Source organism: Acinetobacter sp. YH01008 (assembly GCF_013420435.1).
GTDB classification, from domain to species: Bacteria; Pseudomonadota; Gammaproteobacteria; order Pseudomonadales; family Moraxellaceae; genus Acinetobacter; species Acinetobacter pseudolwoffii.
The window spans coordinates 76,284-92,365 of record NZ_VOYD01000005.1; the positions used below are offsets into that span (position 1 = coordinate 76,284).

The 16,082-nt window shown below is 45.4% G+C and carries 12 protein-coding genes and 1 pseudogene; 10 read left to right on the top strand and 3 right to left on the bottom strand.

Annotated features, from left to right (window positions below; all coding sequences use genetic code 11):
* Nucleotides 1–85 precede the first annotated feature (85 nt).
* The 3 genes from FTT75_RS05120 (at nt 86) to FTT75_RS05130 (ending at nt 4,197) form a co-directional block, all read left to right on the top strand.
* Nucleotides 86–925 (top strand): alpha/beta fold hydrolase, encoded by an 840-nt coding sequence (locus FTT75_RS05120; protein ID WP_180185996.1) that lies wholly within the window; start codon nt 86–88, stop codon nt 923–925.
* Between the two features lie 15 nt (nt 926–940).
* Nucleotides 941–2,437, top strand: coding sequence for an NAD(P)/FAD-dependent oxidoreductase (locus FTT75_RS05125; RefSeq protein ID WP_180185997.1), 1,497 nt, complete (start codon nt 941–943; stop codon nt 2,435–2,437).
* Nucleotides 2,438–2,514: 77 nt separating this feature from the next.
* Nucleotides 2,515–4,197, top strand: coding sequence for an AMP-binding protein (locus FTT75_RS05130; protein WP_180185998.1), 1,683 nt, complete (start codon nt 2,515–2,517; stop codon nt 4,195–4,197).
* Between the two features lie 220 nt (nt 4,198–4,417).
* Here FTT75_RS05130 and FTT75_RS05135 read toward each other — a convergent pair whose 3' ends face one another.
* Nucleotides 4,418–4,909 (bottom strand): MarR family winged helix-turn-helix transcriptional regulator, encoded by a 492-nt coding sequence (locus FTT75_RS05135; protein ID WP_064101545.1) that lies wholly within the window; start codon nt 4,907–4,909, stop codon nt 4,418–4,420.
* Between the two features lie 503 nt (nt 4,910–5,412).
* On the opposite strand from FTT75_RS05135, the gene FTT75_RS05140 reads away from it, so the two are divergent.
* The 4 genes from FTT75_RS05140 (at nt 5,413) to aliA (ending at nt 9,902) form a co-directional block, all read left to right on the top strand.
* On the top strand, nt 5,413–6,180 hold the full coding sequence (locus FTT75_RS05140) for a glucose 1-dehydrogenase (protein WP_180185999.1): 768 nt from the start codon (nt 5,413–5,415) through the stop codon (nt 6,178–6,180).
* A 62-nt stretch (nt 6,181–6,242) separates the two neighbouring features.
* Nucleotides 6,243–7,025 carry a 2-ketocyclohexanecarboxyl-CoA hydrolase gene (badI, locus tag FTT75_RS05145; protein WP_159138123.1) on the top strand — a complete coding sequence of 261 codons (783 nt, stop codon included), beginning with the start codon at nt 6,243–6,245 and terminating at the stop codon, nt 7,023–7,025.
* Between the two features lie 12 nt (nt 7,026–7,037).
* On the top strand, nt 7,038–8,195 hold the full coding sequence (gene aliB / locus FTT75_RS05150; protein ID WP_180186000.1) for a cyclohexanecarboxyl-CoA dehydrogenase: 1,158 nt from the start codon (nt 7,038–7,040) through the stop codon (nt 8,193–8,195).
* A gap of 51 nt (nt 8,196–8,246) precedes the next feature.
* Nucleotides 8,247–9,902: a cyclohexanecarboxylate-CoA ligase gene (aliA, locus tag FTT75_RS05155; protein ID WP_180186001.1), complete on the top strand. Its 1,656-nt coding sequence runs from the start codon at nt 8,247–8,249 to the stop codon at nt 9,900–9,902.
* An 86-nt stretch (nt 9,903–9,988) separates the two neighbouring features.
* Here the strand turns inward: aliA and FTT75_RS05160 are convergent.
* Nucleotides 9,989–10,665, bottom strand: a pseudogene (locus FTT75_RS05160) (type 1 glutamine amidotransferase domain-containing protein).
* Nucleotides 10,666–10,833: 168 nt separating this feature from the next.
* On the bottom strand, nt 10,834–11,718 hold the full coding sequence (locus FTT75_RS05165; RefSeq protein WP_005096883.1) for a LysR family transcriptional regulator: 885 nt from the start codon (nt 11,716–11,718) through the stop codon (nt 10,834–10,836).
* A gap of 176 nt (nt 11,719–11,894) precedes the next feature.
* On the opposite strand from FTT75_RS05165, the gene FTT75_RS05170 reads away from it, so the two are divergent.
* From FTT75_RS05170 to FTT75_RS05180, 3 genes are all read left to right on the top strand, one after another.
* Complete coding sequence (locus FTT75_RS05170; protein ID WP_180186002.1) at nt 11,895–13,424, top strand: CoA-acylating methylmalonate-semialdehyde dehydrogenase; 1,530 nt, start codon at nt 11,895–11,897, stop codon at nt 13,422–13,424.
* An 11-nt stretch (nt 13,425–13,435) separates the two neighbouring features.
* The gene (gene mmsB, locus FTT75_RS05175) at nt 13,436–14,326 is read left to right on the top strand and encodes a 3-hydroxyisobutyrate dehydrogenase (protein WP_180186003.1); all 891 of its coding nucleotides are present in this window, start codon (nt 13,436–13,438) and stop codon (nt 14,324–14,326) included.
* Nucleotides 14,327–14,412: 86 nt separating this feature from the next.
* Nucleotides 14,413–16,062, top strand: a complete 1,650-nt coding sequence (locus FTT75_RS05180; protein WP_005096878.1) for an AMP-binding protein — start codon at nt 14,413–14,415, stop codon at nt 16,060–16,062.
* Nucleotides 16,063–16,082: the final 20 nt, after the last annotated feature.

Below are 16,082 nucleotides of genomic sequence, written 5' to 3' on the forward strand. Positions count from 1 at the left end.
CTTTTTTTATCCTGCACAAAACTCGATATCGATGGGTACTTTTCAGTATTGCATCGGCCATAAAACAACAAGATCAGGAGTCTATATGGATTTAGACACGATTACGCGACAATGTCCTTATGGTGATCAACAACTGACTTATCATGAAGTCGGACAGAAATCCTCATATCCCACCATCATTCTGATCCATGGCACAGGTGGAAATACCGACAAACATTTCAGTTATATTTTTCCCATGCTCGGTATTCATCAGCGGGTTTTATCCATTGATTTGCATACCCCAGATAAAGCCGATCTGGCAGTGGCTGATTTTAGCCAGCAAGTTGAAGCACTGATCCAGCATGCAGTTGAAGAAGATGAAGTAATTACTGTGGTGGGTTATTCACTTGGTGCCGTGATCGCTGCACAAGTAGCCGCGAGTCTTAAACAACGCGTGGCACGTTTGATTCTGTTAGCAGGTTGGGCAAAAACCAGTTCGGTGCAACAACTACGAACCACGATCTGGCAACAGCTATTTAACGATCAATCCGCAACCTTACCACATTTTGTCAATTATTGCCTGTATAGCGATGATTACCTGTCTGCTCGAACTGAAAAACAAGTGCTCGATCTGGCACGCTTTGTAAAACCTTCTCAAGATGCAGCCAAACAGCGTGAACTGAATTATTGCATTGATATCACCGCCATTTTGCTGGACATCTCTGCTGAGACCTTGATCGTGGCCTGTCGTGAAGATCGTATGGTGCCATTAGCCCAAGCCAAATTACTGTTTGCTTCGATTCAGAATAGTCGTTATATCGAAATTTCTTCAGGGCATGCGATCCATATCGAAGCACCAGCGGAAGTGGTGCAATTGATCAACCTGTTTAGCCAGCATCCAGAGCAGTATCCGGCGAATCAAAAAATCCAGCCCATGATGCCTTAAATAAGGAGAAAAATAATGCAAGCTCAAGGACAGCGCAGCAAGATTTTAATTGTAGGTAGCGGTTTTGGTGGCCTAGGAATGGCGATCCGTCTTAAACAGCAGGGCATTCACGATTTTAAAATCATTGAACGTGCAGCAGAAGTAGGTGGCACATGGCGGGATAATACTTATCCCGGAGTCGCCTGTGATGTACCGTCACATTTATATTCTTTCTCGTTTATTAAAAATCCCAACTGGTCACGTGTCTTTCCGCAAGGGGCAGAAATTCAGCGCTATTTGATTCAATGCTGTGATCAGGAAAATATCCGGCCACATATTGATTTTCAGACTCAACTCGAAAAAGCCAGCTGGAATACCGAAAAACGTAGCTGGAATATTCAGACCTCTAAAGGTGTTTATGAAGCGGAATTTTTAATTACCGCTACTGGGCATCTGGCAGATGAACATCTCCCGCAAATTCCGGGACTAGAAGAATTCCAAGGTCAGGTGATGCATTCTGCACGCTGGAATCACGAAGTTAATCTGGATAATCAGCGCGTCGTTGTCGTAGGTTCAGGGGCTTCTGCTATCCAGCTTGTACCGGAAATTGCCAAAACAGCAAAAAGTCTGACCGTATTGCAACGCAGTGCACCGTATATTTTGCCGCGACCAGACCGACCTTATTCTGAGTCAGAAAAACAGCTCTTCCGCAAAGATCCGGACAGCATGTCAGCGTTAAGACATTCCTTGTTCTGGGGTAATGAATACAATTTTGCCCAGCGCCGTAATCTGAAAAGCCAGATCGAGCGGGTCAAGAAAAATTGTCTGCAATTTTTAAAACATCAGATTTCAGATCCTGAATTACAGCAGAAACTCACACCGAATTATGAACCGGGCTGCAAGCGTTTATTGCTGTCCAATGATTATTATCCGACTTTTCTAAAACCCAATGTCACGCTTGAAAATTCAGCTTTGGCTGAAATTACGAAAGACGGTGTAATCAGTAAGTCCGGCAATGAATTCCCTGCAGATATCATCGTATTCGCCACCGGGTTTGAAGCGGCACGTCCACCCTATGCGGCAAAGGTGGTAGGTAAACAGGGTTTAAGCCTGGAGCAGCAATGGTCTAGTGGTATGCAGGGTTATCAATCTACGACCGTCCATAACTTTCCAAACTTGTTTATTCTGAATGGTCCAAATACCGGAAGTGGGCATAACTCAGCACTTTATTTCCTGGAAACCCAGTTTGATTTGGTACTGGACGCCTTGCAGTTTTTTGAACAAGAACAGATTCAGGTCTTTGAAGCTGATCAAGATGCTGAAAATGCCTATATGCAGGAGTTACAGCAGCTTTCCCAAGGCAGTGTCTGGTTATCAGAAAGCTGTAAAAGCTGGTATCTGGACCCGCTGAGTCGCAAGCTGACTTTGGTCTGGCCAGATTATGCGCATTCATTCAGAGACAAAAACCAGCATTTTATTCGCAGCGGTTATCACTACCAGTACATCAAAGCAATGCAGCAGAAAGTGGTGTAAAGATCAATCAGGAATAATCGGAACTTCAGAGTTTCAACATACAAAATAGAGTCAAATTAAAAGAAAGGAGTGTTGTCATGAGCAGTCAGCCATGGATGGAAGAATATAAAAAATGGAACGTCAATCCGGAATTTACCCGGCCTGACCCTGATAAAACTTTGAGCACGACAATTGCTGAGAATCTACTTAAGTTCAAAGATAAGACTGCTTTCTTTTATCTGGATCGAAAGTTCAGCTATCAGGAGATTGATGTTTATAGCCAGAAGCTGGCTACTTACCTACAGAATCTAGGCTTGGCGTCCGGTAGCCGAATCGCGGTGATGTTACCGAATATTATTCAATATCCAATTGCGACTTTTGCGATTATTCGTGCGGGTTATATTCTGGTCAATGTAAACCCGATGTATACCCAACGCGAGCTGTATCATCAAGTACAGGATTCAGGGGCAGAGGCCTTGATTATTCTGGGTTCAACTTTGGAGCAATTGAATCAATTAGATGAATGTCCTGCGCTGAAATATGTGATTTCTACCCATCCACTTGATTTCATTCAGGATCAGTCAGTTTCAATTTATAGCCAAACGGCGCAATATCCAGAAAAACAGTTTTCTGACTTTAAGCAGGCAATAAATCAGGTAGAGATTATTGAGTTTGAACCGCCTGTACAGCATCAGGAAGATACGGTCATTCTGCAATACACGGGAGGAACCACAGGTGTTTCTAAAGGTGCTGAACTGAGTCACCGTAATATTCTATTTAATATTGCCCAAAACAGTACCGTATTTATCAGCCATTTTGGTGACCGCTATGCCACTGAAAATGAATATGTATTCTGTGCCTTGCCGCTGTATCACATTTATGGATTTACTATCTGCCTGTTCAGTTATGGTCTGAGCCGAGGTTTCGCTAATGTGCTTATTCCCAATCCGAGAGATCTGGATGCTTTGGTAGATCAATACCAGAAACATTCACCGACCGTTTTTCCGGGTGTGAATACCATGTTTAATGCCTTGGCGCATCATTCACGTTTCCGTGAGCTGGATCATTCAAGCCTGAAAACCACAACCGGCGGAGGAGCATCTATTCTGAAAAATACGGCAGAGTTATGGCATGAGGTTACAGGCTGCCAGATTTATGAAGGCTACGGACTTTCTGAAACCTCACCAACTGCAACTTTTAACCCTCCTTTAAGCCGGCGATTTAGTGGCACGATTGGCTTGCCATTGGCAGGGACTGAAATTCTGATTCTGAATGATGAAGGAAAACCTGTAGAACTTAATCAGGCTGGAGAAATCGCCATACGTGGTCCACAGGTGATGAAAGGATACTGGCAGCAACCGGAAGCAACAGCACAGGTATTTACCAAAGATGGATTCTTCCTGACAGGTGATATCGGTTGTATGGACGAACAGGGCTATATCACCATTCTGGACCGCAAAAAAGACATGATTCTGGTCTCCGGATTTAATGTTTATCCCAATGAGCTGGAAGGCGTGCTGTCCAAACATCCTAAAATACTGGAATGTGCTGTCATTGGGATTGATGATGAAAAATCTGGACAGGTACCGAAGGCATTCATTGTGAAACAGGATGCCAGCCTCACCCAAGATGAAGTCTTGACTTATCTAAAGCAACAACTGACCAGTTATAAATTGCCGAAATATATTGAGTTTGTGCCTGGATTACCAAAGTCTGCGGTAGGTAAAATTCTACGCCGTGAGTTGCCTCGTACTGTTCAGTCGAGTGCAAAAGCCTGCTAAGGAATGATCTAATGCATTAGATTTAAAAAAAGTGGTGGTTCAATTGGCCTAGGCTTCCTGATTATGGGTGGAGCTTATTTCTTGTGTGGGGCAGTGTCTGGGATATTCATCAAAGACCGTCAATACGATCCACAAAAAGCATAATTTCAACTTCAAAAAAAGAGCCTGAATACAGGCTCTTTTTTTTATACTCTTCAATTAAAGCTGAATTTCTATTTGTTTACTCCTGATCTGCTTCTTTATGCAGATGAATACTTTTCAAACCATCATTTACTTTATTGAGCAGATGAATCAGGGTAACCACATCATCAAAGGCCAGTTTATTTAAGGCCTGACCATAAAAATCAAAGAAATCAGCTTGCAAGTTGTCCCATGTTTCCAAGCCTTCAGCCGTCAGCGCAACAATTTTAGCGCGGCGGTCCTGTTCACTAATGACCCGCTCTACCAGACCATCACGTTCCAGACGTTTTAATACTGCGTCCAGGTTTTGCCGACTCACGCCCAGATATTCAGTCAGATCAGAAAAAGACATTCCTGATTTAACTTTTGGACGAGACAGGGCACCTAGCACGGCCCAATGTACTGGAGATATTTTCAGCTCATTGAGGCATTTGCGGTCCAGGCTATTGCCCACCTGAAATAACCGGAAAAAAAGCCGGTTATGAGCAGAATATAAGGATTGATCATATTTTTTTGACAAAGTATCACTCACAATATTGGACATCCTAAAAACTGAAACAGCCGAGCCGCGCAGAGTATAGCCTATCGCTTTTTCGCACAAATCAGTTTCTATTATAATTTGTTTTAAAAATCATAGTGTTTTTGCAGAAATTTTCCTATTTAAATTCTGAGTCAATCAGTTTTATGGCTTGGAAATCTCTCTTTTTCTCCTCACTTCCATTGCGCTCACTCGCCAAATATCTAAGGTTTTCTTCCTAATTTTAAAGGAATAAATTATCTGTCATGCAAAAGACATAATTTGGCCCTAGAGTGAAGTCGGATTCAAATTAATCTAAAGCCAAAAACCAATATAGGTCAATACATTGAATAAATAAAAATATTAAGTTAATGATAAATATATAAATAATATTTTATAAATAATATTTTACGTAAATATATTGACATAAATTCAATCTCTTTCTATTTTAGATAAAACACACTGAATTAAAACAACAGCCGATTAAATTCGACAACAAAATAGCGTAGGGATGAGCAATGAAAGGATTAACAGACAAGGTTGTGATTGTGACTGGTGGCGCAGGTGGAATTGGTTCGGCAACCTGTCGCCGTCTGGCGGAAGAAGGTGCCAAAGTTGCGATTTTTGATATGAATATTGCAGCCGCTGAACAGTTGGCTCAGGACATTAATCAGCAGAATAATCAAGCTTTGGCGGTGCAGTGTGATATTACCGATCGCGATGTGGTCGAGCAGGCTGTACAGCAAGTAGAAGCCGAGCTTGGCCCGATAGATGGTCTGGTCAATAATGCCGGTTGGGATATTTTCAAACCTTTTGTCAAAACCAATCCGCAAGAATGGGAAAAGCTGATCCAGATTAATCTGGTCGGCATGCTGAATATGCACTTTGCCGTTCTGAAAGGCATGGTCGAGCGGAATTCTGGCAGTATCGTCAACATTGCTTCTGATGCTGCGCGGGTTGGTTCTTCGGGTGAAGCCGTTTATGCCGCATGTAAGGGCGGACTGCTTTCATTCTCCAAAACACTGGCACGTGAACATTCGCGTCATAACATCAAAATTAATGTGATTTGTCCGGGACCAACCGATACAGCCTTACTGGCAGGTGTCACCGAAGGTGCATCGAATCCAGAAAAATTACGTGAGGCTTTCACTCGTGCTATTCCACTCGGTCGTTTAGGTCAACCTGAAGATTTAGCCTCTTCGATTGCCTTCTTTTTAAGTGATGATGCCAGTTTTATTACTGGACAAGTACTCAGTGTTTCGGGTGGTTTAACCATGAGTGGTTAAGCAAAAACTGCTAGAAAATATGGAAAATAAAGTCAGACAGAGAAATACAGGAAGTAATAACAATGATTTTTGAAGATATCTTATACGAAGTAAAAAACGGTGTGGCATGGATTACGATTAACCGTCCAGAAAAAATGAATGCCTTTCGTGGTACGACCTGTGATGAATTAATCAAAGCCTTAAACAAGGCCGGCTATGACCGTGAAGTCGGTGCGATTGTACTGACTGGCGCCGGTGATCGTGCTTTCTGTACCGGCGGGGATCAATCCGCGCATGATGGAAACTATGATGGCCGTGGCACCATTGGTTTGCCAATGGAAGAATTACATACGGCAATGCGTGATGTGCCTAAACCGGTGATCGCTCGTGTACAAGGTTATGCGATAGGTGGTGGAAACGTATTAGCCACCATTTGCGATCTGACCATTTGTTCAGAGAATGCCATTTTTGGTCAGGTGGGCCCGAAAATGGGTTCAGTCGATCCGGGTTATGGCACAGCATATTTAGCACGTGTAGTCGGTGAGAAAAAAGCCCGTGAAATCTGGTATATGTGCCGTCGCTATACGGGCCAAGAAGCGGTTGCAATGGGTCTTGCCAATAAATGTGTACCTGCCGATCAACTTGATGCTGAAGTACAGGCTTGGGCCGAAGAAATCTGTCAGCGTAGTCCGACAGCCATCGCCATTGCCAAACGTAGCTTCAATATGGATACCGCACATCAGGCGGGGATTGCCGGCATGGGCATGTATGCACTAAAACTGTATTACGACACGGAAGAATCGCGTGAAGGCGTCAATGCACTCAAAGAAAAGCGCCAGCCTGAATTTCGTAAATTTTATAAATAAGGAAGATACAGCATGACTAAAAATCCTTATATTACGGAAGACTTAGAGTTTTTAGCAGAAACTGCTGAAAAGTTTGCGCAAAAATATATTGCCCCCGGTTTTTTAGAACGCGATCAAAGTCGGGTGTTTGATCGTGATCTGGTCAAAAAAATGGGAGAGATGGGCTTTATTGCACCGGAACTTCCGGAACAATATGGCGGCCAAGGCATGGGACGTCTGGCAGCAGGCATTATTCATGAAGCGGTAGCCAAAGCGGATTTAAGTTTTTCCTATATCAATCTGCTCGCTTCGCTAAATGGCCAGATTCTGGCGGAACATGGTCAACCCGAAGTGGTTGAACCGTGGCTGAAGAAACTGACCGCCGGTGAAGCAATTTTTTCGATTGCCTTGACCGAGCCGCGTGGCGGTTCAGATGCTGCCAACCTGCGTTTAAAAATCGAACGTGACGGCGATGAATATATCATTAATGGCGAAAAGACTTCGATTTCGGCTGCCGATCAGGCCGATGCTTCGGTGGTGTTTGGCCGTACTGGTGCCCATGAGGACGGCGCACATGGCGTGACAGCACTTCTGGTTCCCATGAATTTATCTGGCATTAGCACCACGCGTTTTGACTGTCATGGGCAACGTGCCATTGGTCGCGGTTCAATTTTCTTTGATAACGTTCGGGTTCCAGTCAATCACCGTCTGGGTGATGAAAACAAGGGGTTTGTGCAAGTCATGCAAGGTTTTGACTTTTCACGTGCCCTGATTGGTTTGCAGGTTTTAGCCGTGGCACGTGTCAGTCTGGATGAAGCCTGGGAATATGCGGCGCAACGTGAAGCCTTTGGTCAGCCCTTAACAGCATTTCAAGGCGTGTCGCATCCATTGGCCGAGTATGAAACTCAGGTAGAGGCCGCGCGTTTACTCTGTCTGCAAACCTTATGGCTCAAAGACAATCATCTGCCACATACTTCCGAAGCTGGAATGTGTAAATGGTGGGGGCCAAGACTGGCCTATGACGTGATTCATCAATGCTTATTGACCTTTGGTCATGCCGGATATGACCGTGGTGTGATGGAACAGCGCATGCGCGATGTACTCGGCTTCCAGATTGGTGACGGAACAGCGCAGATCATGAAAACCATTATTGCGCGTAAAAAAGCAGGACGCAAAGCGGTACCGGCTTAGCTCATATTAAGCTCAGCCCTGGCCGATATAATTAAAATCAGGAGTAACCGAATGGAATTCGATGCAGTTCTTATAGCTTCCAGAAAAGAAAAAATGCTGAAAGAAGGCTACTGGTTAAATAAAACCATTATTGATTCTCTGCGTCAGACCATCGACAAGAATCCAGATAAAACCGCACTGGTCAGTTTTAAAGTGGAAGATCAAACGGAGCAAGTGTTTAGCTATCAGGATCTCTGGAACATGACCAATAAAATTGCTTTAGGTTTAAAGCAATTGGGCGTGTCTAAAAATGATGTGGTCTCGTGTCAGTTGCCGAACTGGTGGGAATTTACCTTGCTGTATCTGGCCTGTAGTCGCATCGGTGCTGTACTAAATCCTTTGATGCCGATTTTTCGGGAGCGTGAACTGGAATTCATGCTGAAACATGGCGAAGCCAAAGTATTTATCGTACCGAAAAACTTCCGTAATTTTGATCATGAACAGCTGGCAAATCACTTAAAGACTAAAATTGAGACTTTGCAACATGTGGTGGTGGTCAATGGTCTTGAAGAGAATAATTTTGACCGGGTCCTGGTCAATCATGGGCTTGAGCAGGATTCCGCAGCAATTGCAGGCCTGGATCAGCTTGAAGCTCAACCCGATGATATTACCCAGCTGATTTTTACTTCTGGCACCACAGGTGAGCCGAAAGGGGTAATGCATACTGCCAATACCTTATTTTCCAATATTGTACCTTATGCCGAACGACTGCATTTAAATGAAAATGATGTAGTACTCATGGCTTCACCCATGGCGCATCAAACCGGCTTTATGTATGGTCTGATGATGCCGATTGAACTGAATGCCAAAGTGGTGTTGCAAGATGTCTGGGATGTGTCACAGGCAGTAGATTTAATTCACCAGCATCAGGTCAGTTTTACCATGGCCTCTACACCATTCCTGAATGATCTGTCTACCACGGTTGCAGAACAGCATGATCAGGTTGGCAGCCTGAAAACTTTCTTATGCGCGGGTGCACCAATTCCAGGTTCATTGGTGCAAAAAGCACGGGAAACTTTGGGGGTCAAAGTGATTTCTGCTTGGGGCATGACCGAGTGCGGCGCAATTACCACCACACGACCTGAAGATGATGATGAGCGTTCCTTTAATACGGACGGGATTGCTTTTCCCGGTGTAGAGATTAAAATTGTCAATAAGGCGGGAGAAATTAAACCGCTGAATGAGCCTGGACGCTTAATGATTCGTGCCTGTTCAAGTTTTGGCGGTTATTTAAAACGTGCCCATTTAAATGATACCGATGCAGATGACTGGTTTGATACCGGAGATATTGCCTATCAGGATGAGCAAGGCTATATCCGGATATGGGGACGTAAAAAAGATGTAATCATTCGCGGTGGAGAAAATATTCCGGTCGCAGAAATTGAATCTCTGCTGTATAAGCATCCGAATATCGCCGTCGTGGCGCTGGTCGCCTATGCCGATGAACGACTCGGTGAAAGAGCCTGTGCGATTATCAAGCTTAAAGATCTAAGTCAGCCATTAGAACTGAATGATATCGTCAACTTTTTAAAAACCCATAATCTCGCGATGCAATATATTCCAGAACGCCTGGAGATTTGGGAAGATATTCCAATGACGCCGTCTGGAAAAATCCAGAAGTTTAAACTTCGTGAACTGCTGGCCAGTCATCTTGCCTCAGCCAATTGATCTTTAAAGATAAACTCCTGAAATATATTCAGGAGTTTTTGCTATAGATTGAAATGGGAAGCCAAACCTTAAATTGATTTATCGCGTTATTTTAATAACTTCAATAAAGCTTCAGCTGTCGCAGCCGAAGAGGCAGGATTTTGTCCGGTAATGAGCAGACCATCTTCTTGGACATAAACCTGCCAATCCTCAGCTTTGGAATATTGGCCAGCTTTTTCTTTGAGCATGTCTTCAACTAAAAATGGCACAATATCGGTCAGGGCCACGCCGTCTTCTTCGCTATTACTGAAACCGGTGACCGATTTACCTTCGACAATCGAGCGACCTTCAGTATCTTTAACATCACGAAGTACGCCCGGCGCATGACAAACCAATGCCACAGGTTTATTGGCCTGCAAAGTCTGCTCAATCAAGGAAAAGAGTTCTGGTCTTCGGCTAGATCCCATAAGGGACCATGACCACCGGGATAGAACACGGCATCAAAATCCTGATTTAAGACTTCACTTAATTTATGTGTATTGGCAAGCTGCTGCATGGCCACTTCATCTGCTTCAAAACGTTTGGTGGTTTTAGTCTGTGCATCCGGTTCATTACTTTTTGGGTCTAAAGGCGGCTGGCCACCCGCAGGAGAAGCCAGAATTAGCTCTGCACCTGCATCAACAAAGCTATAGTAAGGTGCAGCCAGTTCTTCCAGCCAGAATCCGGTTTTCTTACCGGTATCGCCAAGCGTGTCATGTGAAGTCAGAACGATCAGAATTTTCATATTATTTTCCTGTATCTCATTAAATATTGCGAATGGCGACTTGTTAATTTAACAAGTCGCGGGCATCAGGAATGTTGTGATACGTTCATTTGCTGTATCGATACGTTTGTGTTTGAGTTGAATTAACTTAAGGCTGCATCTATGAAGCGAACAGTTTTTTAAGCGCAATTATCTGCCCATTAATAGGTCTTGCTGAAGGTCCGCCTGTTTACGCAGAAAATCCCAGACCAGTTTAATTTTCGGTTCGTGTTGCAGATCGACCAGCGTCAGCATCCAGAAAGTGTGGGTAAAACTGACCTGATCGCCCAGAACCTGTTGCAGTTCGCTTTTATCATGGGCCAAAAATTTCGGTAAAATAGCTAGCCCGGCACCGGCACTGACCGCAATTTGCTGGGCCAGAATACTGTTACTGCGAAAACAGGCAGTCAATTGCAGCGGTAAACGTTCCAGCGAATACAGGGCCGAGCTATAGACCAGATCATCAATATAATCGACAAAACGGTGCTGCTTGAGGTCTTCCAGTTTTTTAATTTGCGGATTTTTCTGTAAATAATGCTGACTGCCATACAGTTTTAGACAGTAATTCGACAGACGGGTAATGATATAGGGGCCCGATTTGGGCCGGTCAATCGCAATTACAATATCAGCTTCACGATGTGAAAGTTTGATCGCTTTCGGCACCGGAATCAGGTCAATGGTCAGTAAAGGGTAGTGCTGGGAGAACTCGGCCAGTAAGCGCGCTAAAAATGCCGTACCAAAACCTTCTGGTGCACCAATCCGCACCCGGCCTTGCAAGGGATCGTTGCGTTTGTCAATCTGGATAAAGGATTGTTCCATCAGTTCCACACGCGGCACCAATGCCAGACCTTCCGAGGTCAGCTCATACCCTGTCGCTTCGCGTTTAAACAGTTGCGTGCCAAGGGTATTTTCCAGCGCCTGAATCCGCCGTGCCACGGTACTGTGTTCCACCCCAATCAAGCGTGCTGCATTGGTGAGTGTTTTAGCACGTGCCAAAACCAAAAAGAAACGTAAATGATCCCAATCTACTTTCATCTTCTATTTAACATCCTGTTAAATTCCTGTGCATATTTGCACATCTATCGTGCATCAATTTCTATTGGTGGTCAAAGTGTTCTTTGTTAGTCTGCTGAAACAGCGTAAAAATAATACGTTTAAAACAGCCAGTAAAGGCAGACACAACGACAATAACAAACCAGCACGGAGCGACCATGAACGCCATTCATCATCCACAGCAAAGTACCGGATTCACCACTGCAAAACTCCTGATTAATGGTGAATTTGTCGAATCAAAAACCAGTCATTGGCAAGATATTATCAACCCTGCCACTCAAGAAGTTTTGGGTCAGGTACCATTTTCAACTGCAGAAGAAGTCAATGCCGCGATTGCTGCCGCACAAAATGCCTTTGCCAGCTGGCGCCAAACCCCGATTCAGGCCCGTATGCGGATTATGCTAAAACTGCAGGATCTGATTCGTACCAATTTAAAAAGTATTGCCCAAGTCTTAACGGCGGAACAGGGTAAAACCCTGGCCGATGCCGAAGGTGACATTCAGCGTGGCTTAGAAGTGGTGGAGCATGCCTGTTCTATTGGTTCACTACAAATGGGTGAATATGTTGAAGGTGTGGCACGCGGTGTCGATACCTATACCTTGCAGCAACCACTCGGTGTTTGTGCGGGAATTACGCCGTTTAACTTTCCGGCGATGATTCCACTGTGGATGTTCCCGATGGCGATTGTCTGCGGCAATACTTTTGTCTTAAAGCCCTCGGAACAAGATCCGCTATCGACCATGATGCTGGTGGAACTGGCAATTGAGGCAGGCGTACCTGCTGGTGTGCTGAATGTAGTGCATGGCGGTAAAGAAGTGGTGGATCTGCTGTGTACCCATCGTGACATCAAAGCCATTTCCTTTGTCGGTTCAACCGCTGTGGGTACGCATGTCTACAATCTGGCCGGCCAGCACGGTAAACGTGTACAGTCGATGATGGGCGCGAAAAACCATGTCGTGGTGATGCCGGATGCCAATAAAGAACAAACCCTGAATGCCTTGGTGGGTGCAGCATTTGGTGCAGCAGGCCAGCGTTGTATGGCACTTTCAGTGGCCGTGATGGTCGGGGACACCAAGCACTGGGTCGATGAACTGGTTAATAAAACCAAAACCTTAAAGGTGAATGCCGGGCATGAACCGAATACTGATGTTGGGCCAGTGATTTCGACCCGTGCCAAAGCCCGTGTCATAGACTTAATTAACAGTGGCGTTGAACAAGGCGCTGAATTGCTGCTGGATGGTCGTGATGTGAATGTTCCAGGCTATGAAAAAGGCAATTTTGTCGGACCAACGATTTTTAATCAGGTCACGACCGATATGCGCATTTATCAAGAAGAAGTATTCGGTCCGGTACTGGCGATCATACATGTTGATACTTTAGAACAAGCCATTGCACTGATTAATGCCAATCCATTCGGTAACGGCGTTGGACTCTTTACCCAAAATGGCAATACTGCACGCACATTCCAGCACCAGATTGATATCGGTCAGGTCGGTATTAACATTCCAATTCCTGTACCTGTGCCGTTCTTCAGCTTTACCGGTTCGCGTGGTTCAAAACTGGGGGATTTAGGTCCTTATGGCAAGCAGGCAGTGCAGTTCTATACCCAGACCAAAACCATTACCAGCCGCTGGTTTGAAGATGATCAGGAAACCACAGGTGTCAATACCACCATCAGCCTGCGCTAAGGAGCATCAGCATGAAGATTGCATTTATTGGTTTGGGCAACATGGGCGGCTCGATGGCACAGAACCTGCTCAAGGCAGGGCATCAGGTTTTTGGTTATGACTTGAGTGAAGTCGCTTTACAGCATTTTGCCGAAGCGGGCGGTGTGGTCTGTGACAGTCCACAAGCGGCCGCAAAACAGGCAGATTTTGTGGTCAGCATGTTACCTGCAGCCAAGCATGTACGTGAAGTTTATCTCGGTGAGCACGGTATTCTGAACGTGCTTCAGGCGGGCAGTTTGTGTGTCGACAGCAGTACCATTGACCCGCAAACCATTCAGGAAGTTGCTGCAGCAGCGCAGGCCAGACAGATTCGCGTCTGCGATGCGCCAGTCTCTGGCGGGACTTTGGGCGCCAAAGACGGTACCTTGACCTTTATGGTGGGTGCAGACGATGCCACCTTTGAGGCCGTAAAACCGGTCCTTGGCTGTATGGGCAAAAATCTGGTGCATTGTGGTGCGGTGGGAACAGGACAGGTTGCAAAAATCTGTAATAACCTGATTCTGGGGATTTCCATGACTGCTGTTGCAGAAGGCATGGCACTTGGGGCCAAACTGGGAATTGATCCGCAAGCACTAGCCGGGGTAATCAATAGTTCCACCGGACGTTGCTGGAGTTCTGAAATCTATAATCCCTGGCCGGATATCTGTGCCAATGCACCGTCATCACGGGGTTATACCGATGGTTTTTCAGCACAGCTGATGCTTAAAGATTTGGGCCTGGCTGTCGATGCAGCGCAACAGGTGGACCAACCGGTGGTTCTGGGTAGCATGGTGCAGAAACTCTATCAACAGCTTTGTCAGGAAGGGGATGCGCATCTGGATTTTTCCAGCATCATGCATCAATACACCACGCCACCTGCTTAAAACTTAAAATATCCAGATGGAGCAAGGATTCGCTTCATCAACAATACCTTGTCAGTAATAACGATAAATTCAGGCTGAGGTTTAACATGTTAGATTATCAAAAAACAATTGAAAATTTTGATTTAGATGCAGTGGCAAAGCAGTATCTGTCCGGTTCGATGCAGGCGCTGAACGCCTGTTATGAATGCTGCGACCGCCATGCAGATTCCGATGCAATTGCTTTACACTGGTACGGTAAAGATGGCCGTAAAGAACAGTATAGCTTTCGCGAACTCAAGAAATATTCCAGCCAGTTTGCAAATTTCTTAAAATCTCAAGGCATTGGCAAAGGCGACCGCGTTTCCGGATTATTACCGCGGACTCCGGAGCTGATCATTACCATTTTAGCGACCTGGCGGATTGGTGCAGTGTATCAACCTTTATTTACGGCCTTTGGTCCCAAAGCTATTGAACATCGCATTCAGCTGGCGCAAAGCAAGCTGGTAGTGACTGATCTGGCGAATCGGGAGAAACTATCCAATCTTAGTGCTTGTCCCACGATCGTCACCGTACATGTTGAAACCGAGGCAGAGCGTTATCCACAGGACCTCAGTTTTTGGACTGTGTTAAATCGCCAGGCTGAAGGTTGTGAACTGGAAATGCTCAGTATCGATGAGCCATTTTTATTGATGTTTACCTCTGGAACCACTGGACCGGCCAAGCCCTTAAAAGTTCCACTTAAAGCCCTGATTGCTTTTGCTGGCTATATGCACAATGCCATCGGTCTAACCGAAGATGATGCTTTCTGGAATATTGCTGATCCGGGCTGGGCTTATGGTTTGTACTATGGGATTACCGGCCCGTTATTGCTCGGACACTCGACCCTGTTTTATGAGGGTGGTTTCAATGCCGAAAGTGTCTGCGACATTGTCAAGCAATATGGCATTACCAATCTGGCCGGTGCGCCGACCGCTTACCGCATGATGATGGCAGCAGATGCTGAACAGATGGCACAGCTACGGGGCAAGTTGCGCGTGGTCAGCAGTGCTGGAGAACCTTTAAACCCGGAAGTGATCCGCTGGTTTAAAGAGGTGCTGGATGTGCCAATTTATGACCATTATGGCCAGACTGAAGTCGGGATGGTGGTGTGTAATCATCATGCGCTACAACATCCGGTCCGTTCAGGTTCGGCAGGCTTTGCCAGCCCGGGTTACCGGATTGCAGTCGTCGATGAACAAGGTCATGAATTAACGGCTGACGTTCCGGGCGTCCTGGCAGTGGATATCAGTCAATCCCCAATGATGTGGTTCTCGGGTTATGAAGAAAGCCGTAAATCGCCCTTTGTTGGACATTACTATTTAACCGGTGATACCGCGGAAATTCATGCTGATGGCAGTATGAGCTTTGTTGGACGTAGTGATGATGTCATTACCACCTCAGGCTATCGGGTTGGCCCATTTGATGTGGAAAGTGCCTTGCTAGAACATGATGCGGTGATCGAAGCCGCCGTCATTGGCGTGCCTGATCCTGAACGTACCGAAGTGATTAAAGCCTTTGTGATTCTGGCGAATAACTTTGCAGCTTCATCTCATCTGGAAGAAGAACTAGGCCAGTTTGTGAAAAAGCGTTTGTCTGCGCATGCCTATCCGCGCCTGATTGAATTCGTCACAGAATTGCCAAAAACCCCGAGTGGCAAGATTCAGCGTTTCTTACTGCGTAATCAGGAAATCAACAAGCAGCAGGTAAAGACCGCATAACTAGCCAAAGCCAGCAGATT